Origin of the sequence: Pseudomonas sp. SIMBA_067, assembly GCF_046534675.1 — a bacterium.
Taxonomy (GTDB): domain Bacteria; phylum Pseudomonadota; class Gammaproteobacteria; order Pseudomonadales; family Pseudomonadaceae; genus Aquipseudomonas; species Aquipseudomonas putida.
In genome coordinates this window covers 17,751-41,830 of sequence record NZ_JAWRYH010000005.1, presented here as the reverse complement: position 1 = coordinate 41,830, position 24,080 = coordinate 17,751, and the positions used below count along the sequence as shown (strand labels likewise).

General features: G+C 62.3%; 28 protein-coding genes. 14 read left to right on the top strand and 14 right to left on the bottom strand.

Translation table 11 applies throughout. From position 1 onward, the window contains the following. Positions 1-47 precede the first annotated feature (47 nt). Positions 48-1,055 (top strand): RNA polymerase sigma factor RpoS, encoded by a 1,008-nt coding sequence (gene rpoS / locus SB765_RS12820; protein ID WP_009686059.1) that lies wholly within the window; start codon positions 48-50, stop codon positions 1,053-1,055. 627 nt (positions 1,056-1,682) lie between these two features. On the opposite strand, the gene fdxA is transcribed toward rpoS, so the two are convergent. Both fdxA and mutS read right to left on the bottom strand, forming a co-directional pair. Further along, positions 1,683-2,006 (bottom strand): ferredoxin FdxA, encoded by a 324-nt coding sequence (fdxA, locus tag SB765_RS12815; RefSeq protein WP_012270863.1) that lies wholly within the window; start codon positions 2,004-2,006, stop codon positions 1,683-1,685. A 140-nt stretch (positions 2,007-2,146) separates the two neighbouring features. Further along, positions 2,147-4,720, bottom strand: a complete 2,574-nt coding sequence (gene mutS, locus SB765_RS12810) for a DNA mismatch repair protein MutS (protein WP_410912650.1) — start codon at positions 4,718-4,720, stop codon at positions 2,147-2,149. Between the two features lie 303 nt (positions 4,721-5,023). Here mutS and SB765_RS12805 point away from each other — a divergent pair, with 303 nt between their 5' ends. From SB765_RS12805 to recX, 5 genes are all read left to right on the top strand, one after another. Continuing rightward, positions 5,024-5,677 (top strand): hypothetical protein, encoded by a 654-nt coding sequence (locus SB765_RS12805; protein ID WP_410931431.1) that lies wholly within the window; start codon positions 5,024-5,026, stop codon positions 5,675-5,677. Position 5,678: 1 nt separating this feature from the next. Then, the gene (locus tag SB765_RS12800) at positions 5,679-5,828 is read left to right on the top strand and encodes a hypothetical protein (RefSeq protein ID WP_155737839.1); all 150 of its coding nucleotides are present in this window, start codon (positions 5,679-5,681) and stop codon (positions 5,826-5,828) included. Positions 5,829-5,872: 44 nt separating this feature from the next. Beyond that, complete coding sequence (locus tag SB765_RS12795; protein ID WP_016501140.1) at positions 5,873-6,355, top strand: CinA family protein; 483 nt, start codon at positions 5,873-5,875, stop codon at positions 6,353-6,355. Between the two features lie 103 nt (positions 6,356-6,458). Next, positions 6,459-7,526 (top strand): recombinase RecA, encoded by a 1,068-nt coding sequence (gene recA, locus SB765_RS12790; RefSeq protein WP_016501139.1) that lies wholly within the window; start codon positions 6,459-6,461, stop codon positions 7,524-7,526. Between the two features lie 20 nt (positions 7,527-7,546). After that, positions 7,547-8,017: a recombination regulator RecX gene (recX, locus tag SB765_RS12785; protein WP_410931430.1), complete on the top strand. Its 471-nt coding sequence runs from the start codon at positions 7,547-7,549 to the stop codon at positions 8,015-8,017. Between the two features lie 191 nt (positions 8,018-8,208). On the opposite strand, the gene SB765_RS12780 is transcribed toward recX, so the two are convergent. Beyond that, entirely contained in the window at positions 8,209-9,327 is a 1,119-nt protein-coding gene (locus tag SB765_RS12780) for an LOG family protein (RefSeq protein ID WP_174370640.1), read from the bottom strand. 160 nt (positions 9,328-9,487) lie between these two features. Here SB765_RS12780 and SB765_RS12775 point away from each other — a divergent pair, with 160 nt between their 5' ends. After that, complete coding sequence (locus SB765_RS12775) at positions 9,488-9,697, top strand: hypothetical protein (RefSeq protein ID WP_016501136.1); 210 nt, start codon at positions 9,488-9,490, stop codon at positions 9,695-9,697. A 15-nt stretch (positions 9,698-9,712) separates the two neighbouring features. Here SB765_RS12775 and SB765_RS12770 read toward each other — a convergent pair whose 3' ends face one another. Then, positions 9,713-10,132 (bottom strand): quorum-sensing-regulated virulence factor family protein, encoded by a 420-nt coding sequence (locus tag SB765_RS12770; RefSeq protein WP_016501135.1) that lies wholly within the window; start codon positions 10,130-10,132, stop codon positions 9,713-9,715. A gap of 218 nt (positions 10,133-10,350) precedes the next feature. Here SB765_RS12770 and SB765_RS12765 point away from each other — a divergent pair, with 218 nt between their 5' ends. The 3 genes from SB765_RS12765 (at position 10,351) to SB765_RS12755 (ending at position 12,329) form a co-directional block, all read left to right on the top strand. Further along, complete coding sequence (locus SB765_RS12765) at positions 10,351-11,061, top strand: tRNA-uridine aminocarboxypropyltransferase (RefSeq protein WP_341797780.1); 711 nt, start codon at positions 10,351-10,353, stop codon at positions 11,059-11,061. Between the two features lie 178 nt (positions 11,062-11,239). Next, a complete protein-coding gene (erdR, locus tag SB765_RS12760) occupies positions 11,240-11,890 on the top strand; it encodes a response regulator transcription factor ErdR (RefSeq protein WP_003252375.1) in 651 nt (216 codons plus the stop codon). A 73-nt stretch (positions 11,891-11,963) separates the two neighbouring features. Next, a complete protein-coding gene (locus SB765_RS12755) occupies positions 11,964-12,329 on the top strand; it encodes a diacylglycerol kinase (RefSeq protein ID WP_010952700.1) in 366 nt (121 codons plus the stop codon). Here SB765_RS12755 and finR read toward each other — a convergent pair. Further along, complete coding sequence (gene finR, locus SB765_RS12750; RefSeq protein ID WP_016501131.1) at positions 12,326-13,252, bottom strand: LysR family transcriptional regulator FinR; 927 nt, start codon at positions 13,250-13,252, stop codon at positions 12,326-12,328. The genes SB765_RS12755 and finR overlap by 4 nt on opposite strands. A gap of 118 nt (positions 13,253-13,370) precedes the next feature. Here finR and fpr point away from each other — a divergent pair, with 118 nt between their 5' ends. After that, positions 13,371-14,150, top strand: a complete 780-nt coding sequence (gene fpr / locus SB765_RS12745) for a ferredoxin-NADP reductase (protein WP_016501130.1) — start codon at positions 13,371-13,373, stop codon at positions 14,148-14,150. Between the two features lie 110 nt (positions 14,151-14,260). Here the strand turns inward: fpr and SB765_RS12740 are convergent, their stop codons facing one another. Further along, complete coding sequence (locus SB765_RS12740) at positions 14,261-14,755, bottom strand: SprT family zinc-dependent metalloprotease (protein WP_016501129.1); 495 nt, start codon at positions 14,753-14,755, stop codon at positions 14,261-14,263. Positions 14,756-14,886: 131 nt separating this feature from the next. Further along, entirely contained in the window at positions 14,887-15,486 is a 600-nt protein-coding gene (locus SB765_RS12735; protein WP_016501128.1) for a Yip1 family protein, read from the bottom strand. A gap of 262 nt (positions 15,487-15,748) precedes the next feature. Here SB765_RS12735 and ttcA point away from each other — a divergent pair, with 262 nt between their 5' ends. Both ttcA and SB765_RS12725 read left to right on the top strand, forming a co-directional pair. After that, complete coding sequence (gene ttcA, locus SB765_RS12730) at positions 15,749-16,573, top strand: tRNA 2-thiocytidine(32) synthetase TtcA (protein WP_016501127.1); 825 nt, start codon at positions 15,749-15,751, stop codon at positions 16,571-16,573. A 4-nt stretch (positions 16,574-16,577) separates the two neighbouring features. After that, positions 16,578-17,249 (top strand): DNA-3-methyladenine glycosylase I, encoded by a 672-nt coding sequence (locus SB765_RS12725; RefSeq protein ID WP_341797781.1) that lies wholly within the window; start codon positions 16,578-16,580, stop codon positions 17,247-17,249. A 31-nt stretch (positions 17,250-17,280) separates the two neighbouring features. Here the strand turns inward: SB765_RS12725 and SB765_RS12720 are convergent, their stop codons facing one another. From SB765_RS12720 to arsC, 3 genes are read right to left on the bottom strand one after another with little or no spacing between them, the layout of a single operon-like run. Further along, on the bottom strand, positions 17,281-17,694 hold the full coding sequence (locus SB765_RS12720; protein WP_341797782.1) for a DUF2069 domain-containing protein: 414 nt from the start codon (positions 17,692-17,694) through the stop codon (positions 17,281-17,283). Next, positions 17,687-18,292, bottom strand: coding sequence for an NAD(P)H:quinone oxidoreductase (gene wrbA, locus SB765_RS12715; RefSeq protein ID WP_016501124.1), 606 nt, complete (start codon positions 18,290-18,292; stop codon positions 17,687-17,689). The genes SB765_RS12720 and wrbA overlap by 8 nt, the downstream gene beginning before the upstream one ends. Beyond that, positions 18,289-18,642, bottom strand: coding sequence for an arsenate reductase (glutaredoxin) (gene arsC / locus SB765_RS12710; protein WP_410912620.1), 354 nt, complete (start codon positions 18,640-18,642; stop codon positions 18,289-18,291). Before arsC ends, wrbA begins: the two co-directional genes overlap by 4 nt. A gap of 85 nt (positions 18,643-18,727) precedes the next feature. Between arsC and SB765_RS12705 the strand changes: the two genes are divergently transcribed. Continuing rightward, the gene (locus SB765_RS12705; RefSeq protein ID WP_410912622.1) at positions 18,728-19,192 is read left to right on the top strand and encodes a TlpA disulfide reductase family protein; all 465 of its coding nucleotides are present in this window, start codon (positions 18,728-18,730) and stop codon (positions 19,190-19,192) included. Between the two features lie 117 nt (positions 19,193-19,309). Here the strand turns inward: SB765_RS12705 and SB765_RS12700 are convergent, their stop codons facing one another. The 4 genes from SB765_RS12700 to SB765_RS12685 all read right to left on the bottom strand — a co-directional run bounded on the left by SB765_RS12700 (position 19,310) and on the right by SB765_RS12685 (position 23,996). Then, on the bottom strand, positions 19,310-19,714 hold the full coding sequence (locus tag SB765_RS12700) for an META domain-containing protein (RefSeq protein WP_041167849.1): 405 nt from the start codon (positions 19,712-19,714) through the stop codon (positions 19,310-19,312). Continuing rightward, positions 19,711-20,148: a hypothetical protein gene (locus SB765_RS12695; RefSeq protein WP_016501120.1), complete on the bottom strand. Its 438-nt coding sequence runs from the start codon at positions 20,146-20,148 to the stop codon at positions 19,711-19,713. Before SB765_RS12695 ends, SB765_RS12700 begins: the two co-directional genes overlap by 4 nt. A gap of 31 nt (positions 20,149-20,179) precedes the next feature. Further along, positions 20,180-21,169: a 2-hydroxyacid dehydrogenase gene (locus SB765_RS12690; RefSeq protein WP_410931429.1), complete on the bottom strand. Its 990-nt coding sequence runs from the start codon at positions 21,167-21,169 to the stop codon at positions 20,180-20,182. 73 nt (positions 21,170-21,242) lie between these two features. After that, entirely contained in the window at positions 21,243-23,996 is a 2,754-nt protein-coding gene (locus SB765_RS12685) for a response regulator (protein ID WP_410931428.1), read from the bottom strand. Positions 23,997-24,080 lie beyond the last annotated feature (84 nt).

The window sequence follows — 24,080 nt, the reverse complement described above, 5'->3', positions numbered from 1 at the left end:
AAGGTGCCGCTCGAGTCTGAGTTCGAACTCAGCAAAGGACTATAACAATGGCTCTCAGTAAAGAAGTGCCGGAGTTTGACATCGACGATGACGTCCTCCTCATGGAGACGGGCATCGTTTTGGAAACGGATGTGGTGTCAGACGAACCTGCTGTATCTTCGGTTCGGACGAGGGCCAAGTCGGGCTCTTCGCTCAAGCAACACAAGTACATCGATTACACCCGGGCGCTAGATGCCACCCAGTTGTATCTCAACGAGATCGGCTTCTCGCCGCTGCTTTCGCCGGAAGAAGAAGTGCACTTTGCGCGCCTGTCGCAGAAGGGCGACCCCGCTGGCCGCAAGCGCATGATCGAAAGCAACCTGCGCCTGGTTGTAAAAATTGCCCGTCGTTACGTGAACCGCGGCCTGTCGCTGCTCGACCTGATCGAGGAGGGCAACCTGGGGTTGATCCGTGCGGTCGAGAAATTCGACCCGGAGCGTGGTTTCCGTTTCTCGACCTATGCGACCTGGTGGATTCGCCAGACCATCGAACGGGCGATCATGAACCAGACCCGCACCATCCGCCTGCCGATCCACGTGGTCAAGGAACTCAACGTCTACTTGCGCGCCGCACGCGAGCTGACCCAGAAACTCGACCACGAACCCTCCCCGGAAGAAATCGCCACGCTGCTGGAGAAACCGGTCGCCGAGGTCAAGCGCATGCTGGGCCTGAACGAGCGGGTGTCCTCCGTGGACGTGTCGCTTGGCCCGGACTCGGACAAGACCCTGCTCGACACCTTGACCGACGACCGCCCCACCGACCCGTGCGAACTGCTGCAGGATGACGACCTGTCACAGAGCATCGACCAGTGGCTGGGCGAGCTGACTGACAAGCAGCGGGAAGTGGTGGTGCGCCGCTTTGGCCTGCGTGGGCATGAAAGCAGCACCCTGGAGGATGTTGGCCTGGAGATTGGCTTGACCCGGGAACGGGTACGGCAGATCCAGGTAGAGGGGCTCAAGCGTCTGCGCGAGATCCTTGAAAAGAACGGCCTGTCCAGCGAGTCGTTGTTCCAGTAGCGAAGGCCTGTGACACAAAACGCCCCGATGACCTCGGGGCGTTTTTGTGTGTGTCATTTGAGAATGTCGGGGGCGCTGCGCGCCCCATTCGCAGCACAAGGCTGCTCCTACAAGAGACCGTGATTGCCTGCATGATCGCGTATATCTGTAGGAGCAGCCTTGTGCTGCGAATGGGCTGCAAGGCAGCCCCAAAATCCGCCAGGTAAAACAGATATCTAATGTGTACTGCGCTACCCCAGTAACATTGCGTGTAAGCCTTTTCTTACTTGTTTTGTAAGCTATCTATGCAAGTCGCAGTAAATCATTGTCGTTTTCAGCCCCTGTATTTTTACAACCCATTGAAAAGCATGGCTTATTCGGTTGTGAGGAAATGTGTCCCCTGTAATACCTTGTGAGGTCTCGCGCTTGCCCGCCCGGCTGAACCCGCTAGTATTCGAACTGTGCACAGGGACATGCACAGGCATTCAGGACGAAGGCCAAGGACATCGCAAGAAGCGATTTCATCAGGAAGATGTTCGGGACAAGCAGGGACTACGGAAAAAATGTGGGCGGGTCAAACCGCCCCTTTTTTTTGCCCGCAGAAAAACAAAAAAGGCCCCGAGGGGCCTTTTTCGTGTCCGGTCGCTATCAGCGCTCCAGGTCTGCAATCTTGCCAGTCTTGCCGTCCCACTCTTCAGCGTCAGGCAGGGCATCCTTGCGCTCGGTGATGTTTGGCCAGACTTCCGCCAGTTCGGCGTTCAGCTCGATGAAGTTCTCCATCCCGGCAGGGATTTCGTCTTCCGAGAAGATGGCTTGCGCCGGGCATTCCGGTTCGCAGAGCGCGCAATCGATGCACTCGTCCGGGTGAATGACCAGGAAGTTCGGGCCTTCGTAGAAGCAGTCCACCGGACAGACTTCCACGCAGTCGGTGTATTTGCATTTGATGCAGTTGTCGGTGACGACGAAGGTCATTTCTAGTTCTCTCCTCAGGCGACGGCGGCGGCCCTTCCTCTCAGGGCCGCGCGGTTTACAGGTATGTGGCTGCAGGCCAGGCTAATAACCTGCAGCACCAGCAAACCGCGGCGGATTCTACCAGCTTGTAGTGGGCGCCGTTATAACAGGTTCTTTAGTTGATATAGCATTTCGATAGCTTGGCGCGGGGTCATGTCGTCCAGTTGCAGCTTGCCCAGCTTCTCGATGGCCGGGTGTGGCAGGCTGGCGAACAGATCGCTCTGGTGCGGCACCTGTGGCACATCCCTGGCCTTCTCGCTCGGGACTTGCTCATGCGGCAGGCTGGTGGTTTCCAGGCGCGCCAGGTGTTCGCGAGCACGCTGGATCACCACACCCGGCACGCCGGCCAGTTGTGCCACGGCCAGGCCGTAGCTCTGGCTGGCAGGGCCAGGCAGCACATGGTGCAGGAACACGATGCGCTCGTTGTGCTCGGTGGCATTCAGGTGCACGTTGGCCACCAGCGGCTCACTTTCTGGCAGCACGGTGAGCTCGAAATAGTGAGTGGCGAACAGTGTATAGGCGCGCAGCTGGGCCAAACGCTCGGCGGCAGCCCACGCCAGCGACAGGCCGTCGAAGGTGCTGGTGCCGCGGCCCACTTCGTCCATCAGCACCAGGCTGCGGTCGGTCGCGTTGTGCAGGATGTTGGCGGTTTCGCTCATCTCGACCATGAAGGTCGAGCGCCCGCCGGCCAGGTCGTCACTGGAGCCGATGCGGGTGAAGATGCGGTCGACCAGCGACAGTTCGCAGCTGGCCGCCGGCACGAAGCTGCCGATGTGCGCCAGCAGCACGATCAGGGCGGTCTGGCGCATGTAGGTGGATTTACCGCCCATGTTCGGGCCGGTGATGATCAGCATGCGCGTGCTGTTGTCCAGGCCCAGGTCGTTGGCCACGAACGGCGTGGTCAGTACCTGCTCCACGACCGGGTGGCGGCCTTGCTCGATACGCAGGCACGGCTCGTCGACGAAGCGGGGGCAGTTCAGGTCGAGGTTCAGCGCACGTTCGGCCAGGTTGCTGAGCACATCCAGTTCGGCCAGGGCGGCGGCGCTGTCTTGCAGCGGCGCCAGGTGGCTGATCAGGGTTTCCAGCAGGGCGTCGTAGAGCATCTTCTCACGGGCCAAGGCGCGGCTCTTGGCCGACAGCGCCTTGTCCTCGAACACTTTCAGCTCGGGGGTGATGAAGCGCTCGGCGCCCTTGAGGGTCTGACGGCGAATGTAGTCGCCCGGTGCCTGCTCGGCCTGCTTGGTGGGCAGCTCGATGAAGTAGCCGTGCACACGGTTGTAGCCGACCTTGAGGTTGGCAAGGCCGGTGCGGGCTTTTTCTCGGGCTTCCAGGTCGATCAGGAACTGGCCGGCGTTTTCGCTGATCGCCAGCAGCTCGTCCAGCTCGTTGTCATAGCCGGTCTTTAGCACGCCGCCGTCGCGGATCACCGCCGGTGGGTTGTCGATGATCGCCCGCTCCAGCAGGCTGGCCAGCTCCGGGTAGGTGCCGGTGATGGCTGCCAGGCGCGCCAGATGCGGCGCCTCCAGCTCGGTCATGGCGTTTTGCAGTTCAGGCAAGGCGCCCAATGCATCGCGCAGGCGCGCCAGGTCGCGTGGGCGGGCATTGCGCAGGCCGATTCGGGCGAGGATCCGCTCGATGTCGCCAATTTCTTTCAGCTGCGGCTGCAGCTTCTCGAAACGGTAGCTGTCGAGCAGGCAGCGAATCGAGTCCTGGCGTGCTTGCAGTACCTTGAGGTCGCGCAACGGGCGGTTCAGCCACCGGCTCAGCAGGCGGCTGGCCATGGCAGTCTGGCAGCGGTCGACCACCGATTGCAGGGTGTTGTCACGCCCGCCCGCCAGGTTGACGTCCAGCTCCAGGTTGCGACGGCTGGCGCCATCGAGGATGACCGTGTCGTCCAGGCGCTCGTGGCGCAGGCTGCGCAGGTGCGGCAGGGCGGTGCGCTGGGTTTCCTTGGCGTAGGTCAGCAGGCAGCCGGCGGCGCCGATGGCCAGCGTCAGCTTGTCGCAGCCAAAGCCCTTGAGGTCCTTGGTCGCGAACTGCTGGCACAGGGCCTTGCGTGCCGAATCGCGGTCAAAGTCCCACGGCGCACGGCGGCGGGCGCCCGGGCGTTTTTCGGCGGGCAGGTCGCGTGGCCAGTCGTCAGGGATCAGCAGCTCGACCGGGTTCAGGCGCTCAAGCTCGGCCAGCAGGTTCTCCCAGCCTTTGATTTCCTGCACGCTGAAATTGCCGCTGGTGATGTCCAGTACGGCCAGGCCGAACAGGCGTTCGTCACCGAGCAGCGCAGCAATCAGGTTGTCGCGACGCTCGTCCAGCAGCGCCTCGTCGCTGACCGTGCCTGGGGTGATGATGCGCACCACCTGACGCTCCACCGGGCCCTTGCTGGTGGCCGGGTCGCCAATCTGTTCGCAGATCACCACCGATTCGCCCAGCTTGACCAGCTTGGCCAGGTAACCTTCCAGCGAATGGAACGGAATCCCGCACATGGGGATGGACTGGCCGGCCGACTGACCGCGCGCGGTCAGGGTGATGTCCAGCAGTTTCGCGGCCTTCTTCGCATCTTCGTAGAAGATTTCGTAGAAGTCGCCCATGCGGTAGAACATCAGCTGGTCCGGGTGCTGGTTCTTCAGCTTCCAGTACTGCTGCATCATCGGGGTGTGTGCGGAAAGATCGGAGATTGCTTTATTCATCAAAGGCTTAGAAAGTAGGTCTCAACATTGTGGGGCAAATTGGGGCGTTCCGTGTTGCGTGCGCGGCGCCGAGACCCACCTGATTTTTCAAGCCGCATAGCGTACCACGGCAACCGCACGGGCAGTACCTGCACGTCCTGGCAGCGATCAGGGTTGAAGTGAGGGCATATTGACAGCACGGCGCCCCCATGGAGAATTGGCGGCTTTTTCACATCAGGGAAGACCTGCCGGAATCAACTGCGGTGGCGTGTGACCCAATAAACAGTTATTGCAATCGGGTTGATTAAAGCAGTGAGCGGAATTCGTTTTGATGTCGATGCAGTTTTTTGCATCTCTCTCGATACCCGGGGTGACCGGCGTAAACTATTCACAGAAACTATCGGTCAGCAGCTGGACAATGAGGTGGTTTTTCATGTCGTCCAGAAACACAGCGATCCCGCGCGTGGTTGCTACGAGTCGCATCAGCAACTGGCTCGCCATGCACTGGAAAACGGCCTGGATAGAATTTTGATTTTCGAGGACGATGCCAAGGCCTATGAATTTACGGCTACGCGGGTTCGCTGGGTAAACCGCTTCATGCAGAAGCGGCCTTTCGAGGCTCTGCACCTGGGCTACTCCATGGGGCGGACGTGGCTGACCTGGTTTCCGTTTATCGCCCGGGGGCGGGTGGTCGCGTTGCACGCCTATGTGTTGTCGCGCCAAGGCTGCCGGATCCTGGCCGACACGCCCTACGATGGCACGCCGGTGGATGTGGTTGTCAAACACAGGATCCGCCAGCATTGCGTATTCCCCATGATGTTCCGCCAGCATGCTGCCGCTGTTACCGGCAGTGATCTGGAGCAGGTGGTACGCAATGAAGATGAATGGTGGGAGCGCAACTGGGTCAAGCATCGTCGTTCACCGGCGAAGAACATCTGGCGCACCGTGCTTCGGTTGAACTTCTGATATGACCGAATGGCTCAGGCTTGTGCTGTGCCGGCTGTACAGGCACAAGCCTGTCGAAGTCGAGCGCGTGTTTGTCGGCGAAATCGTCATTTCACGGCAGGCCTGCTGCCGTTGTGGTCGCAGGCTTCGCGAGCTGGCCGAATATCAGTGAAACACACAAGCTGGTAGGGTAGGTGCAGCCTTCAGGAGCCCGACATGGACCCGATCACCACACTTGCCACCCGCCTGGGTGAACACCTGCGCCGTTTCAATGCACAGGTGGCTACCGCCGAATCCTGCACCGGCGGTGGCATTGCCGAAGCCATCACCCGTATACCTGGCAGCTCGGCCTGGTTCGAGGTTGGCTACGTGACATATTCCAACGCCCAGAAAACCCGCCTGTTGGGCGTGCCCGAGGCCTTGTTCGGCCAGGTGGGCGCAGTCAGCCAGGAAGTGGTCGAAGCCATGGTACGCGGTGCCCAGGCCGCCAGCGGCGCGCGCTTCGCCGTGGCGGTGAGCGGCGTGGCCGGGCCGGACGGTGGTTCGCCAGCCAAACCGGTAGGTACCGTATGGCTCGCCTGGGGTGACGGCAACCGGGTGTTCAGCGAGCGCCGCCAGTTCGAGGGTGACCGCGAAGCGGTACGCCGACAGACGGTGAGCGCCGCGTTAGACGGCTTGTTACAGCTTGGTGCCGAGTAAATCGACGACAGGGGTTTGCGCGGGCGCCTGCCTGTGGAATAATACTGGCTACTTATACAGGTATTCCGGCCATCAGGGCCAAGTCGAACACGTGAGGATTTCAATGGACGACAACAAGAAGCGCGCCTTGGCTGCGGCCCTGGGTCAGATCGAACGCCAATTCGGCAAAGGCGCAGTCATGCGCATGGGTGACCAGGAGCGCCAAGGCATTCCGGCCATCTCCACCGGCTCCCTGGGCCTGGATATTGCCCTCGGCATCGGCGGCCTGCCAAAAGGCCGTATCGTCGAGATCTATGGCCCGGAATCGTCGGGTAAGACCACGCTGACCCTGTCGGTCATCGCCGAAGCCCAGAAAAGCGGTGCCACCTGCGCCTTCGTCGATGCCGAACACGCCCTCGACCCTGAGTACGCCGGCAAGCTGGGCGTCAATGTCGACGACCTGCTGGTCTCGCAGCCGGATACCGGCGAACAGGCCCTGGAAATCACCGACATGCTGGTGCGCTCCAACGCCGTTGACGTGATCATCGTCGACTCCGTGGCCGCGCTGGTACCCAAGGCCGAGATCGAAGGTGAAATGGGTGACATGCACGTGGGCCTGCAGGCTCGCCTGATGTCCCAGGCCCTGCGCAAGATCACCGGTAACATCAAGAACGCCAACTGCCTGGTCATCTTCATCAACCAGATCCGTATGAAGATCGGCGTGATGTTCGGCAGTCCGGAAACCACCACCGGTGGTAACGCCCTGAAGTTCTACGCCTCGGTGCGTCTGGACATCCGCCGTACCGGTGCGGTCAAGGAAGGCGACGAGGTGGTCGGTAGCGAAACCCGCGTCAAGATCGTCAAGAACAAGGTTTCGCCGCCGTTCCGTCAGGCCGAGTTCCAGATTCTGTACGGCAAAGGTATTTACCGTAATGGCGAGATCATTGACCTGGGTGTGTCCCAAGGCCTGATTGAGAAGTCGGGTGCCTGGTACGCCTACCAGGGCAACAAGATCGGTCAGGGCAAAGCCAACGCTGCCAAATACCTGGCCGAGAACCCGGCTATTGGTACCGAGATCGAGAAGCAGATTCGTGAGAAGCTGCTGAAAGCCGGTGCTGCCGCTGAAGCCAACAAAGCTGCCGCCGTTGATGCCAGCGCCGACGATGTGGCTGACGCCGAAGCCGGTTATTGATTGCGCGGTAGATAGCCAATATGTCCGCCGTACTCGACACCCCCGTCGCCATTCGGCGGACAGCCATGGACCTGCTCGCGCGACGTGAGCACGGTCGCGTCGAGCTGACGCGCAAGTTGCGTCAGCGCGGCGCTTCGGACGAGCTGATCGAGCCTGAGCTCGACCGGCTCGCCGAAGAAGGGCTGCTTTGTGAAGCCCGCTACCTCGAAAGCTTCATCAGGTACCGTTCCAGCGCTGGCTATGGCCCTTCGCGTATTCGTGAGGAGCTGGGCCAGCGTGGTCTGGCGCGTGCTGATATCGAGCAGGCATTGCGCAAGAGCGAGGTGGACTGGCGCGAGCGCATGCGTGATGTGTGGCAGCGCAAGTTTGCCGGGCAGCACCCGCAGGATCCGCGCAGCCGTGCCCGGCAAACCCGTTTTCTGGCTTACCGGGGTTTCCCCATGGACATGATCGGCCGCCTGCTCAGTGGGCGTGATCTCGACGATTACTGACCACCAGATCTGCAGTTGTAGGCGGTCTCGCATGGTTAAGGTCTGACTTAAAATCCGAAAGCTGACGCAATCCATGTGGGAGTGGGCGAGCCCGCGAACACCGGCAGCGCCGGTGCCATCCACCGCGCTGGATTCTTCGCGGGCACGCCCGCTCCCACAGGTACAGTGCAGGAAGCGAATCTCAAGCGGCATCAGCTCACCTTCAACGCCTCCCTGGCCCGCTGCGTGGTATGCATTGGCTGAGGCTTGGCCCAGTTCTCCGGCAAGTTGATGAAATCCACCAGCTCGCGCAGCCGGCCCTGGTCGCGGCCATTGAAGGCGAATGACAGCCGGGTCAGGTGGTTGAAGTTGCCCACTTCATGTTCGGCACTGCTATCCGCTTGCTGGTGGTACTTGCCACTCAGGCGCAAGTCGGCAAAGCCTTCCTGAATATCAAACAGCGCTGCTTCGCTGAGCGGGTGGTGCATGCGGATCACGAACTGGTTCTTCAGCCAGCGGCTGGAGTGATAGTTGCTGTAGAACTGGTTGATTTCCTCCACGGCCTCATCGGCACTGTGCACCAGGCGCACCAGCTTCAGGTCGCTGGGCAGGATGTAGCGGTTTTCTTCCAGCTGGCGGCTGATGAAGTCCAGGCAGTCGCGCCAGAAGCTGCCGCCGGGCGAGTCCAGCAGCACCACCGGCACCAAGGGGCTCTTGCCGGTCTGGATCAGCGTCAGCACTTCGAGCGCTTCATCCAGGGTGCCGAAGCCGCCCGGGCACAGCACCAGGCCATCAGCTTCCTTGACGAAGAACAGCTTGCGGATAAAGAAAAAATGGAAGGGCAGCAGCTTGTCGGTGCCGCCCACGGTGGGGTTGGCGTGTTGCTCGAAGGGCAGGGTGATGTTGAAACCCAGGCTGTGGTCGCTGCCAGCGCCTTCGTGGGCGGCAGCCATGATGCCGCCGCCGGCACCGGTGATGACCATCAGATCGGAGCGCGCCAGGGTAGCGCCCAACTCGCGGGCCAAGGCGTACATCGGGTGCTCCAGCGGGGTGCGTGCCGAGCCGAACACGGTCACCTTGCGCCGGCCCTTGTAGCGCTGCAGAGTGCGGAACGATTGGTCCAGTTCGCGCAGCGCCTGCAGGGTGATCTTGGCGCTCCAGCGGTCGCTGTCGTCATGGGCCATGCGCAGGATGGTCAGCATCATGTCGCGGTATAGCGGCAGGTTGGGGCTGTCGGGGGCTACCAGTTGAAGTTGTGCGTCGATGTTGCTCAGGTCGATATTGTTGTCACGGAAGTGGCTGAACAGCAGTTCATTCGCTTGGTAAGGCATGCAACGTCTCCTTCTGCACCAATACCTCTGACCTCAATCTAGACCCTCGCGCAGGATCGTGCCGGGCTGTTTGGCGCAGCCGCCCGTCGGTATGTGGCCACCGGCAGCAGGGGTTTGGTTAACTGGTAAAGCGAAACGTATCGATGCAGGAGGTGGCGGTATGCATCGCTTGATCATCGAGATTGACCGGCAGCTCTACCAGCAGCTGGAGAGTGCGGCTCAGGTGCATCACTTGAGCCTTGAGGACGAGTGCTGCCGCAGGTTGGCGGGGCTGGAGTGCCAGTCGCGCTACTTGCAGGCGTTATTGGCCGAGATGCGCGCCGATGCGGCCGAAGGGCGCTGGCGCGCCCGTGAGGATGAGAAGGTATAGCTTGAACAGCTGCTGTTACTTCTTCTTGTTGCCGGCCACGCAGCTGGCACTGTCGAATGCCTGGTCCATGATCGGCTGGTTGGTCTTGTACACCGTGAAGCGATAGACCATGACCGCGCCCTTGGACATCAGGTTGCGAAAGCCGCTGTTGCGGCACACGCTGTCGCCCAGCTGGCTGCGTACCTGGGCGGGATTGGCCTGCATGCGCTCGGCGTGGCTCTGGCGTACGCTCAGGTGGTTGACCAGTGCCTTGCCTTCCACGGTGTAGCCCTGGTCGAGGATGTCCTCGTTGATCGCGCGCGGGGTACCGACGCTGCTTTCTTTGGCAACCTTCTGCAATGTCCTGTTCAGGTCGTAATCCTGCTTGGAGGCTGCCTGGGCTGCCAGGGGCAGAGCGAGTAGCAGGCTCAGGGCGGGGACGATAAGGCGCAGCATGAATCTCTCCTGGTTCGATGACTGGCGCTTTGACATGCGCAGGTCGACGGCGTTCCGTGAAAGTCGCGCGAGCGCGAGGTTCGGGCACGGTAAGCGTCGATTATAAGGGGCACCTCGCCAGCTGCACAGTAAATGGCCCCTGTTCTGCTAAACTGGGCGCCTTGTTTTTTCCGAGTCATCCTTGTGCCCATTTCCTACCTGTCCAGAGGCCTGCCGGCATGAGCCACGCGGTAGCGCGGCTGCGCGCCGAACGCCTGGCCCGCAGCAACAAGCCTTTCATCGCCCGTGGCTCGCGTGCCGAGCGCTGCGCGGATTGCCGGGTCATCGCCACCCATTGCCTGTGTGCCTGGAAGCCTCGGGTGCAGGCCGAGTCGGGCGTATGCCTGCTGATGCATGACACCGAGCCGTTGAAGCCCACCAACACCGGCTGGCTGATTGCCGACCTGATCCAGGACACCTGGGCCTTCGGCTGGCTGCGCACCTCGGTCGACGAGCGCTTGTTGGCGTTGCTGGACGACCCGCACTGGCAGCCCTATATCGTCTTCCCCGGTGAGTTCGTGGCCGAGCAGCGGGTGGTCAGCGAGGTGGCGCGTGAGCCGGGCAAGCGCCCGCTGTTCATCCTGCTGGATGCCACCTGGACCGAAGCCCGCAAGATGTTCCGCAAAAGCCCGTACCTTGACCGCTTCCCGGTGTTGAGCCTGCAGGCCGAGCAGATGTCGCGCTACCGCCTGCGGCGCTCCAAGCGCGACGACCATTTCTGCACGGCAGAGGTCGCAGCCATGTGCCTGGACCTGGCCGGCGACAGCCAGGCTTCGCAGGCGCTGGATGCCTACCTGGATGTATTCAGCCTGCACTATCTGAGCGGCAAGCGGCGTCTGCCGCTGGATGATCAGGACGACACCCACCAGCGTTTGCATACCTTCCTATAGTCCAAGGGGCACAACCCCTGCTTTGGTTCATAATGACGGGGCTGGCAGCCAAGGTGGGCGAGACGGCAGGGCAATGGCTTGACCACCCTTGACCGTGCTCGGCATCCTTGGCGCCGATTCCCCGCCGGGCGCTTCTCAATCCCCCGAGCGCCTGGCATAGAACAGGATCCTTAGATCGATGGCCACTTACGAAATCCTGATTGCCGATGACCACCCGCTGTTCCGTGGCGCCCTGCGCCAGGCCGTTACCCTTGGCCTGGGCCCGGATGTGCGCCTGGTCGAAGTCGCAAGCATTGCCGAACTGGAAACCCGCCTGAGCGAAAAAGCCGACTGGGACCTGGTGCTGCTGGACTTGAACATGCCGGGTGCTTATGGTTTTTCCGGGCTGGTGCTGCTGCGCGGGCAATACCCGCAGATCCCGGTGGTGATGGTGTCGGCACAGGAGGAGGCCGCGGTGGTGGTCAAGTCCCGCGAGTTTGGCGCCAGTGGCTTCATTCCCAAGTCCAGCACCCTCGAAGTGATCCAGGATGCCGTGCGCAAGGTGCTCGATGGCGAAGTCTGGTGGCCGCCGCAGGCGTTCGAAAAGGTCGATGTCTCGGCCGAGGCCAAGGCCGCAAGCGAGGGACTGGCCAGCCTCACGCCGCAGCAGTTCCGCGTGCTGACCATGGTCTGCGAAGGCCTGCTGAACAAGCAGATTGCGTATGAGCTGAGTGTCTCCGAGGCCACGATCAAGGCCCACGTCACTGCAATATTCCGCAAGCTGGGCGTGCGTACCCGCACCCAGGCCGCGCTGCTGCTGCAACAACTTGAATCGGTTGCCAGCAACTGACTGCGCGTGGCTTCACGCTTTTTTGACCCGAGCCGGTCTAGTCTGCTGGCCTTTCTGTTGTTAAGTGACCCACATGACATCGCCATTCAAGGGCCAGACCGGCCTGAAACGCATCTTCAACGCCGCCGGCTACTCGCTGGATGGCCTGCGTGCCGCCTTCAAGGGTGAGGCCGCATTCCGCCAGCTGGTGCTGCTTAACGTGCTGCTGATCCCGATCGCCTTCTGGCTGCCGGTCAGCCGTGCCGAGCGGGCGATCATGATTGCGGTGTGCCTATTGGGGCTGATCGTCGAGCTGTTCAACTCGGCGGTGGAGGCGGCCATCGACCGCATCTCGCTGGAGCGCCACCCGCTGTCGAAAAACGCCAAGGACATGGGCAGCGCCGCGCAACTGGTGGCACTGACCATGGTGGCGCTGGTGTGGGGCGTGATCCTGCTCTAAGCGATCGGCGGCAGCACGATTTCATCACTGCGGGTATAGCCCGCAGTGAAGTTGCGGCACAGTTCCAGAAACTCGCGCATGGCCGAGGTCTGGTACTTCTGTTTGTGCCAGATGAAATAGAACTGGCGCATCAGGTCCAGTTCCGGCGTTTCCACCGGTACCAGGCTGCCCCGGCGGAAAGCGTCACGCAGCGCCAGCCGCGAAATGCAGCCAATGCCCAGGCCCGACTCCACCGCGCGCTTGATCGCTTCGGTGTGTTCCAGCTCCAGGCGGATGTTGAGGTTGGCGCGGTGATGGCGCATGGCTTGGTCGAAGGTGAGGCGGGTGCCTGAGCCTTGCTCGCGTAATATCCACGCCTCTTGCGACAGGCTTTCGATATCAGCCCGGCCCGGCTTGGCCAGTGGATGCTGCGGCGCGCAGAACACCACCAGTTCGTCCTCGACCCACGGCTGCACTTCCAGGTCGGGGTGGTTGCAGTCACCTTCGATTAGACCCAGATCAATTTCGTAGTGCGCGACCTGTTGCACGATATGCACTGTGTTCTGTACATGCAGCTTGACCTGGCTTTCCGGGTGGGTCTGCATGAAGCTGCCGATCAGCAGGGTGGCCAGGTAGTTGCCGATGGTCAATGTGGCGCCGACCGCCAGCGAACCGAAACCGGACTTGCCGTTAAGCAGGTCTTCAATTTCCTTGGCCTGGTCGAGCAGGGCCACTGCCTGTGGCAACAGTTGATGGCCCAAGGCGTTGAGCGCCAGGCGCTTGCCGGCACGGTCGAACAGCTGGCAGCTCGATTGCCGCTCCAGTTCGGTGATGGAAGTGCTGGCGGCCGACTGCGACAACGCCAGCAGGCTAGCGGCCCGGGAGACGCTTTGGTGCTGTGCGACGGCGACGAAGACTTGCAGTTGACGGAGTGTGAATCGCATATCGATATAACCGATAACACATATCTTGATAATCCAGTTAACAGATATTGTCGCTGCCCCTAAACTATCGCGCAACTGCGCGTTTTGCGCGCCGCGTTTTTCTTCAGGAGCCCCATCGATGAGCAACATGAACCACGAACGTGTCCTCAGTGTGCACCACTGGAACGACACCCTGTTCAGCTTCAAGTGCACCCGCGACCCGGGGCTGCGCTTCGAGAACGGTCAGTTCGTGATGATCGGCCTGCAGCAGGAAAGCGGCCGTCCGCTCATGCGTGCCTATTCCATCGCCTCGCCGAACTGGGAAGAGCACCTGGAGTTCTTCAGCATCAAGGTGCCTGACGGCCCGCTGACCTCGCAGCTGCAGCACCTGAAGGAAGGCGATGAGATCATCATCAGCAAGAAGCCTACCGGTACCTTGGTGCTCGACGACCTGAACCCGGGCAAGCACCTGTATCTGCTGAGCACCGGCACTGGCCTGGCGCCGTTCATGAGCGTCATCCAGGACCCGGAAACCTACGAGCGCTTCGAAAAAGTGATCCTGGTACACGGCGTGCGTTACGTGAACGAAGTGGCTTATCGCGAGTTCATCACCGAGCACCTGCCGCAGAACGAGTTCTTCGGTGAGTCGGTCCGCGACAAGCTGATCTACTACCCGACAGTGACCCGCGAGCCTTTCGAAAACCAAGGCCGCCTGACCGACCTGATGCGCAGCGGCAAGCTGTTCAGCGACATTGGCCTACCACCGATCAACCCGCAGGACGACCGTGCGATGATCTGCGGCAGCCCGAGCATGCTCGACGAGACCAGCGAAGTGCTGGACAGCTTCGGCCTGAAAGTCTCCGCCCGCATGCGCGAGCCGGGTGACTACCTGATCGAGCGTGCCTTCGTCGAGAAGTAAGGCGCAGGCTGGTAAAAGAAGGCGACCCCCGGGTCGCCTTTCTTATGCCGGTGATTTTTGCATTGCTTGTGTCGGCTTTTTCGCGGGCTTGCCCACGATGAGGCCGGCCCCTATTCGACGCGGGTCTCGCCGCTGTACACCAGAATCTCCCGGCAGCGTTTGCACAGGTACCGCCGCCCCTGGCGCACCAGCTTGTGCCGCTGTGCGGTAAACGGGAAATCACCCTGCGGGCACGGGCAGCGGTAGATGTAGCGGGTTACCACGCGCCGTTGCACTTCATAGTTGTGGCAACGGTTGGGTGGCAGCTCATACACCCCGCGCATGATCAATTGCCACTCTTCGCCATGGGCCTGGATGCGGTCGCCAAACAACTGGTGGGCCACCAGGTGCGCCACTTCGTGGGCAACGGTCTGGCGCAGGAAGTCTTCCTGGTTTTCCCGGTAAAGCTGCAGGTTGAAGCGCAGCAGGTTCTCGTGCAGGTGGGCGACGCCGGCTTTTTGCCCGCGCAGCTTGAAGCTGACTTCCGGGCGCGGGAAGGGGCGTTTGAAAAAGGTTTCGGCTTGCTGGTAACAGGTTTCGACGCGTTGTTTGAGCAGCTCGGGCATGGTGGGGCGGTTCTCCTGACCGGGCATTATGCCGCAAGCATCGGCGGCCTGCCGTGCCACCGGTCTGCGCACAGCCAGAGGCCGCCTTGCGGCGGCCCCTGGTTGATGCCCCAGTGTTGGTTGAGTCTGTTCTAGTTGGTGTAGACGGGCCCCACGCCCAGTCCCCAGATAATTACCGTGGCAGCCATGATCGCCACGAGTACCACAAGGCCCACTGCCAGCACCGAGCTGGAGAACAGGAAGCCTTCGTCGGACGGTATGTTCATGAACGTCGGCAAGCCGACATACAGCAGGTACACCGTGTAGCAGATAGCAGCAGTGCCGATCAGCATGCCCAGCCAAAGGTGCGGGTACAGCGCCGCCAAGCCGCCGATGAACAACGGTGTGGCGGTGTAGGTGGCAAAGGCGATGCACTGCGCCATGGACGGATTGGCATCGTAGGTGCGAGCCATCCAGTGGATGAACGCGCCCATTACCGCCACCCCGCCGAGCATGGCCAAGTACGACATGATGCTCATCCAGATGGCGCTTTCCATGGTGAGCATCACGGCTGGCCGGTCACCGATTACCCAGCCCACCTGGGTGGTGCCGATGAATGCGGAAACGGCAGGGATCGCCGCCAGGATCAAGGTATGCGTCAGGTACATGTGGCTGATGGTTTCTTCTTCGCCACGAATTTCCCGCCATTCCTGATCGGGATGGGTAAACAGCCCCACAACGTGATGAATCATGCCGATCACTCCTCTCAATGTTGCCAAACGCCCCCCAGATGGAGCGCAAGCGGCCCGAGGCCCGAACACCGATGCAAGCGGTAATGTGGCCTTATGTCGCAGTATAGGAAGCGGTTGCCGGCACGAACCGTGCTTTTTAGAGCAAATTGCGCTGTAAGGGGGGCTGTTGATTACATCGAAGTCTTTATCGGAATGCCTACAGCGATGCTGCGTTTGTGCGTAAAATAGCCGGCTTTTGTCACACCTCGCGGATCCAAGCGCTATGGGCACCCTCTCGGTCAACCAGAACAAACTGCAAAAACGCCTGCGTCGTCTCGCCGGCGAAGCCATCACCGACTTCAACATGATCGAGGATGGCGACAAGGTCATGGTCTGCCTGTCTGGCGGCAAGGACAGCTACACCATGCTCGACGTTCTGTTGCACCTGCAGAAGGTGGCACCGATCAAGTTCGAGATCGTCGCGGTGAACATGGACCAGAAGCAGCCAGGCTTCCCTGAGCACGTGCTGCCGGCCTACCTCAAAGAGCTGGGCGTCGAGTACCACATTGTCGAGAAAGACACCTACTCGGTGGTCAAGGAGCTGGTACCCGAGGGCAAGACCACGTGTTCGCTGTGCTCGCGCCTGCGCCGTGGCACCCTGTACACCTTCGCCGACGAAATCGGCGCGACCAAGATGGCGCTGGGGCACCACCGCGACGACATCGTCGAAACCTTCTTCCTCAACATGTTCTTCAACGGTGCGCTCAAGGGCATGCCGCCGAAGCTGCGCGCCGACGACGGCCGCAATGTGGTGATCCGCCCCCTGGCCTACTGCAGCGAGAAGGACATCCAGGCCTACTCGGACATGAAGGAATTCCCGATCATCCCGTGCAACCTGTGTGGCTCGCAGGAAAACCTGCAGCGTCAGGTGGTCAAGGACATGCTGGTGGAGTGGGAGCGCAAGCACCCGGGCCGTACCGAGAGCATCTTCCGTGCCCTGCAGAACGTGGCGCCGTCGCAACTGGCCGACCGCAACCTGTTCGACTTCATCGGCCTGAAGATCGACGAAAACGCCACGCCGCGTTTCCTCGACGTGCTGAATATCTGAGCCCATGCGCGATTACCAGTGGCTGCATGAGTACTGCCTGAACCGCTTTGGCTCGGCCCAGGCGCTGGAGGCCTTCCTGCCGCAGCCGCGCACAGCTGTGCAACTGCGCGGTATCAGCGACGACCGCTACCTGTCGACCTTGGCCCTGCGCGTGTTCCGCGCGGGGCTCAAGCACAGCCTGGTGGATGCCAAGTGGCCAGCGTTCGAGCAGGTGTTTTTCGGCTTCGACCCGGAGAAGGTCGTGCTGATGGGCGCCGAGCACCTGGAGCGGCTGATGCAGGACGAGCGCATCATCCGCCACCTGGGCAAGCTCAAGAGCGTACCGCGCAATGCGCAGATGATCCTCGACGTGACGAAGGAGAAGGGCAGCTTTGGCGCCTTCATCGCCGACTGGCCGGTGACCGACATTGTCGGCTTGTGGAAGTACCTGGCCAAGCACGGCAACCAGCTGGGTGGGCTGTCGGCGCCGCGCTTTTTGCGTATGGTTGGCAAGGATACCTTCATCCCTACCGATGACATGGCGGCGGCGTTGATTGCACAGAAGGTGATCGACAAGCAGCCGACCAGTCAACGCGACCTGGCCTTGGTGCAACAGGCGTTCAACCAGTGGCATGAAGAAAGTGGGCGGCCGCTGTGCCAGTTGTCGGTGATGCTGGCGCATACCGTCAACCATTGAGATCGTCGGGGCTGCTGGGCAGCCCCCGAATTCAACTCCCTTCGCCCGCCATGCGCCGCTCATGCTGGAACTTCCAGCGCACATACAGCAGCCCGGCAATGAACAACCCCAGGCTCACCAGCACTTCAACCCAGCCAAACACCGCCCGCGCCGGGTCGAACGCCGCCAGCACGCCCTTGATGAAATAGATATTCACCACGAAACAGGCCCAGGCATGTGCCCGGGCGCTGCCTGTCAGCATGCCCGGCAACAGCAGCAGCAGTGGCACCAGCTCGATTGCCAGAATCACCCCGACTCGCGCCCCATGCAGGTTGGCGAACCACAGGTTGTTCACCAGCAGCAGGCCGATCAGGCCGAAGAAAAACGCCAGGCTCAACGCCCGTGTCAGGCGCAGGCGCGGTGCCAGCCATTCCAGAGGCGGCAACACCTTGGGCTTTTTAGCCACGCGCGGCCTCCAGGGCCTTGGCCGTGGTCGCCAGGCGTTGGCCCAGAGCGCGGCACAGGGCAATTTCGTGCTGATCAAGCTCACGCTTGCCATCGGCCCCCGCATGGTGGCTGGCGCCGTAAGGGGTGCCGCCGCCGCGGGTTTCCAGCAAGGCCGACTCACTGTACGGCAGGCCCATCACCAGCATGCCGTGGTGCATCAACGGCAACATCATCGACAGCAGGGTGGTTTCCTGGCCACCGTGCAAACTGGCGGTAGAGGTGAACACCCCCGCCGGCTTGCCGACCAGTTCACCGCCCAGCCACAGGCTGCTGGTGCCATCCAGGAAGTACTTCAGCGGCGCTGCCATGTTGCCGAAGCGGGTCGGGCTGCCCAGTACCAGGCCTGCGCAGTGGCGAAGGTCGTCCAGGGTGGCGTACAGCGCACCACTGGCCGGAATGTCCGGTGCCACCGCTTCACATTCGGTAGAGATAGCAGGCACTGTGCGCAGGCGCGCCTCCATACCGGCCAGTTCGATGCCGCGGGCGATGTGCCGGGCCATTTCGCTGGTCGAGCCATGGCGGCTGTAGTACAGCACCAGGATGTAGGGCGCGCTCACGGCAGGATCTCCAGCACTTTTTCCGGCGGGCGGCCGACCACGGCCTTGTCATCAGCGACTAGAATCGGCCGTTCGATCAGTTTAGGGTGCTGGGCCATGGCCTCGATCAGTTGTGCGTCGGTCAGCGCCGGGTCGGCGAGGTTCAGCGTTTTGTATTCGTCCTCGCCGGTACGCAACAGCTCGCGCGGGGCGATGCCCAGCTTGGCGAGCAGGGCCTTGAGGGTGGCGGCGTCGGGCGGGGTTTCCAGATAACGCACGATGGTCGGGGCGAGGCCACGGGCTTCGAGCAGTTCCAGCGCGCCGCGGGATTTCGAGCAGCGCGGGTTATGATAGAGCGTCAGGTCAGTCATGTCGGGTCGCATCCAGCTGGGTGTGGCGGCTATTCTAACCGCAGCGACTGACCCATTTGCTTTAAAACTCGAGAAGGATTGACCCATGGCAAGGCGTCTGGCAGCAGTACTGGCCATCACCGCGAGCCTGTTGCTCGGTGGTTGCGGTGCCGATTATGGCGTGGACCAGCACGGTAATACGGTTAAGGCCGAACAGATAGAAGGGCACTGGCTGGTGCTCAACTATTGGGCCGAATGGTGCGGGCCGTGCCGTACCGAAATCCCGGAGCTGAACACGGCGGCCAAGCAGTGGGCGGCCGATGGCATCAAGGTGGTGGGGGTGAACTTCGATGGCTTGCAGGGGCAGGACCTGAAACAGGCCTCTGAAACCTTGGGCATCGGTTTTACCGTGCTGGCCCAGGACCCGGCCGAGCGCTATGACTTGCCGCGTAGCGAGGCGCTGCCGGTCACCTACATCATCGATGACAAGGGCAAGGTGCGCGAACAGCTGCTGGGCGAGCAGACCCTGGAAGGGCTGCAGGCCAGGATCAAGGCCCTGAAAGGCGCCTGATGCAGTTGGGGCCGCTTTAGCGGCCCATCGCGGCACAAGGCCGCTCCTACAGGGAATCGCGCGCCCTTGTAGGAGCGGCCTTGTGCCGCGAAGGGCTGCAAAGCAGCCCCCATGATGTCAGCCTTCCTCTGGCCAGAACCGCAGCGGCTTGCCCTCGGCCGGCCAGAAGCGCATCTGCTCCACCGGCGACACATCCCAGCGCTCTACCGTTTCCAGCGCCTGCAAAAAGCGCTTTTCCTGCTCCATCAACGCCGGTGCGCACAGCTTGCGGGTCTTGCCGACCTTGCCGAAGCTCAGGCGCTCGCCCTCCAGCGTATACGGCGCAAACCAGTGGTTGCAGCCGCCATTGCCGTAGGCGCGGCCGTCGCTGGCCAAGGTCAGGGTCAGGTGGCTGTAGTCGATCAGCGGGCGCTCGCCAATCCACTCCAGCACGTAGCTGCGCTCCTGCTGCAGCTTTGAAGGTTCTGCGGCGCAGCCGAGCAGGCCGGTTGCAATCAGCACGCCGGTCAGCAGATTCTTCACTCGGCGCTCTCCTGGCAACGCGGGCACAGGTGTTTTTCGCCACGGCTGGCCCAACCCAGTTCGGCAATGCGTGCGCTGGCGGCGGGCTGACGGGCTTTCTTGCCCAGCTTGGCGTCCACGGCAAATTCAAAATCCAGCACGGCGTCGCAGCTGTCGCACTCGACCTGCCAGGTGAGAATTTCCAGTTCGTTGAACACCGGTCCGCTGGCCACGGCGACCCACTGGCCGCGCGGGTTGATCAGGTGGCGCACGCTGTCCACGGTCAATCGCATGGACAAATCCTTGCTGCCCTTGAGGGTCACCAGCAGGGTGTCGCCTTTATGCATCGAACCACCGTTGCCGGTGACCTGATAGCGGCCCGGCACCAGTGCACGGCACTCGATCAGGGTGTGTTGCGGGTTGAAAAGGGTGTAGCGGAAATCGTGCTCGACCATGGGTCCTCCAGAAATGCCGCGTATCCTAGCACTAACCCATTACCAGATTCTGTGGATTGCCCGCCGCCCAGCAGTTGATGTTGTCGAGCGTGGTCGCGGCAATGGCGTCCAGCGCCTCGCGGGTAAGGAAGGCCTGGTGGGCAGTGATGATCACGTTGGGGAAAGTCAGCAGGCGGGCCAGCACATCGTCTTGCAGCGGCAGGTCGGAGCGGTCCTCGAAGAACAGCTGGGCTTCTTCTTCGTAGACGTCCAGGCCCAGGTAGCCAAGCTGGCCGCTTTTCAGCGCGTCGATCAGTGCCGGGGTGTCGACCAGTGCGCCACGGCCAGTGTTGATCAGCATGGCGCCGTGCTGCAGTTGGGCCAGGCTTTGTGCATTGATCAGGTGCCGGGTGTGCTCGGTCAGCGGGCAGTGCAGGCTGATGATACGGGCTTCGCGCAGCAGCTCAGGCAACGTCAGGTAGCGCGCGCCGAGGGCCAGCAGCTCCGGGTTGGGGTAAGGGTCGTAGGCCAGCAGTTGGCAGCCGAAGCCGGCCATGATGCGGGCGAAGGCAACGCCGATCTGGCCGGTGCCGACCACGCCGACGGTTTTGCCATGCAGGTCGAAGCCGGTCAGCCCGTGCAGGGAGAAGTCGCCTTCGCGGGTGCGGTTGTAGGCCCGGTGCAGGCGCCGGTTGAGGGCCAGGATCAGTGCCACGGCGTGTTCGGCCACGGCGTGTGGCGAGTAGGCCGGCACGCGTACCACGGCAAGGCCCAGGCGCTTGGCAGCGGCCAGGTCGACGTGGTTGTAGCCGGCCGAACGCAGGGCGATCAGGCGTGTGCCGCCTTCGGCCAGGCGCTGGAGCACCGGGGCGTCGAGTTCGTCATTGATGAAGGCACAAACGGCTTCGTAGCCACTGGCTAGGGCGGCGGTGTCGAGGGTCAGGCGGGTGGGCTGGAAATGCAGCTCCAGCGCGCTGCCATTGGCGGCCTGGGTGAAACTTTCCTGGTCGTAATGTTGGCTGCTGAACAACAGGACGCGCATGGTGAAGGTTTCCTTTGTGGTACATGTCTTGTGTTGGCCGCTGCCCGTGAGATCGAGCGCCGAATCTAGCCGTTCAGGCACTCAACCTGGCCTGCGCCGCCAGCCGGCTGATCGCGCCGTCCAGCTCATCCAGCGCTTGCTGCGCCTGTGGGTGTTCCTGCTTGAGCAAGGTCTCGCTGCGCTGGCAAGCGGCGCGCAGCTGTGGCACCCCGCAATAACGCGAGGCACCGTTCAGGCGGTGTACCTGTTCTATCAGGGCGGTGCGGTCGTCCGCCTCGCGGGCGGCGCGTATGGCCTCGCGGTCGGCGTCCAGCGAGGACAGCAGCATGCTCAGCATGTCGGCCGCCAGGTCGGCCTTGCCTGCCGCCAGGCGCAGGCCTTCTTCGGGGTCGAGCACCTTCAGGTCATCACTGCTGGTCGCTTGCTCGGCCTGCGCCTGTTGCGGCACGCCCAGGCTCATGCCGGTCCACTTCATCACCACCTGGGCCAGTTGCCGCTCGCTGATCGGCTTGGTCAGGTAGTCGTCCATGCCGGCGTGCAGCAATGCGCGTTTTTCGTTGGCCATGGCATGGGCGGTAAGGGCGACGATCGGCAACGGGTTGCCACTTTGGGTGTTTTCCCAGAGGCGGATCTGCTCGGTGCAGACACGGCCGTCCATGCCGGGCATCTGCACGTCCATCAGCACCAGGTCGAACGGTTCATCCTGCACGGCCTGTACCGCTGCATAGCCGTTGTCGACGGCCAGCACCTCGGCGCCCAGGTCTTCGAGCAGGGTCTGCACCAGCAGCAGGTTGGCGGCATTGTCGTCGACGCAGAGGACCTTCGGCTGGCGCTGGCCGTTGAGGCTCTGTGCCTCGCTCTGCGGGCGGCGCGGTTGCACCAGTTCCATCAGCAGGCGGCGCAGTTTGCGGGTGCAGGTGGGCTTTGACAGCAACTGGCCATGGCCGTTGGGCAGGTACGGATGGTACAGCGCCTGCTCGGTGGTCGGGCACAGCACCACGCACTGGCAGTGGTAACGTTCGAGTTGCTGGTGGTAGTGGCCCAGTTGCTCGGGCGAAAGGTTGCCCAGGTTGGCCCCGAGCACGGCGAACTCGAACGGCAGGCCGGCCTGGCTGGCAGCCTGAACCGCCTGCAGCAACTGGTCGTAGGAAGCAAACAGGCTAACGCTGAGGCCGCAGTCTTCCAGTTGGTGCTCCAGCGCCTGGCGTGCCAGCTCGTGGCCATCGACGATGGCTGCGCGACGGCCCAGCAGCGGCTGCATCGGCTGCTCCTCGAGGTCGTCGTGGGCTTTGGGCAGGTTAAGGCTGATCCAGAACTGCGAGCCCTCGCCCGGGGTGCTGTCGACGCCGATTTCGCCGCCCATCTGTTCGATCAGGCGCTTGGATATCACCAGCCCCAGCCCTGTGCCGCCAGGTTGGCGGGCCAGCGAGTTGTCGGCCTGGCTGAAAGCCTGGAACAGCGTACGCACCTCTTGCGGCGACAGGCCGATACCGGTGTCCTGCACGCTGATGCGCAGCTGCGCGCTGTCTTCGTGCTCGTCTTCGAGCATGGCGCGCACGACGATGGTGCCTTCGCGGGTGAACTTGATGGCGTTGCTGACCAGGTTGGTGAGGATCTGCTTGAGCCGCAGCGGGTCGCCGATCAGCGAAGACGGGGTGTCGCGGTAGATCAGGCTGAGCAATTCCAGCTGCTTGGCGTGGGCGGCCGGGGCGAGGATGGTCAGCGTGTCCTGGATCAGGTCGCGCAGGTTGAACGGAATGCTGTCGAGCACCAGTTTGCCAGCCTCGATCTTGGAGAAGTCGAGGATCTCGTTGATGATCCCCAGCAGGTTGTCGGCGGATTTCTCGATGGTGTTCAGGTAGTCCAGCTGACGTGGCGTCAGCTCGCTTTTCTGCAGCAGATGGGTAAAGCCGAGGATGCCGTTGAGCGGGGTGCGGATCTCGTGGCTCATGTTGGCCAGGAACTCAGACTTGATGCGGCTGGCCTCGAGGGCCTCCTTGCGCGCCATGTCCAGCTCGATGTTCTGGATTTCGATGGTTTCCAGGTTCTGGCGCACGTCTTCGGTGGCCTGGTCGATGCTGTGCTGCAGTTCTTCGTGGGCGTTCTGCAGGGTTTCGGCCATGCGGTTGATGCCGCGGGCGAGCTCGTCCAGCTCATGGCTGCCCATGGTTGGCAGGCGTTCTTCGAGGTGACCGTCCTTGAGTTGGTTGACCGCGTGCTTGATGCGTTCGATGGGGTCGTTGATGGTGCGGCTCATGCGCAGCGCCAGCAGGCCGCTGAGCACCAGGCAGGCGAGGATCAGAAGCAGGCTTGTGAACAGGTTGCGGTAACCGCGCAGCAGGGTGCCGTCGTGCGACAGCTCGATCTCGACCCAGCCTAGCAGGCGCTCGGCTTCGGCCGGCACGGCATCGGTGGCGAGATCGCGGTGGTGGCCGAATACGGGCATCAAATAGCGGGTGGCGTCATTGCCGCTGCGCTGCAGCAATTGCGTGCCGGTACCGCCGCTGGGAGGCTGGTTGAGCATGCTCGGGCCGGCGTGTGCCAGGCGCGTGCGGTCCGGGGCCAGGAAGGCAACGGCGCGAACGTCGGCCTGCTCCAGGGTTTGCGCGGCAATGCGCTCCAGCTGTGCGGGCGCAAGCCGGGCCATGGCGGGCGCAGCCAATGGCGCCAGTTGCTCGGCGATCATCTTGCCGCGTTGCAACAGCTGGGTGCGCAGGTCGTTCTGTTGCAGCCAGGTGAAGTAACTGCCCAGCACCAGGGCCATCAGGCCGGCAGGCAGCAGGGCCAGTAGCAGAACCCGGCTGCGGATTCCCAAGCGATCGAGCACACTCGCCTCCTGTGATGTGCCTGGAAGCCGTCAAGCGATGACGGCCAAGCCGGGAAGTTACTCCGCCTGCAGCGCTATTGCACC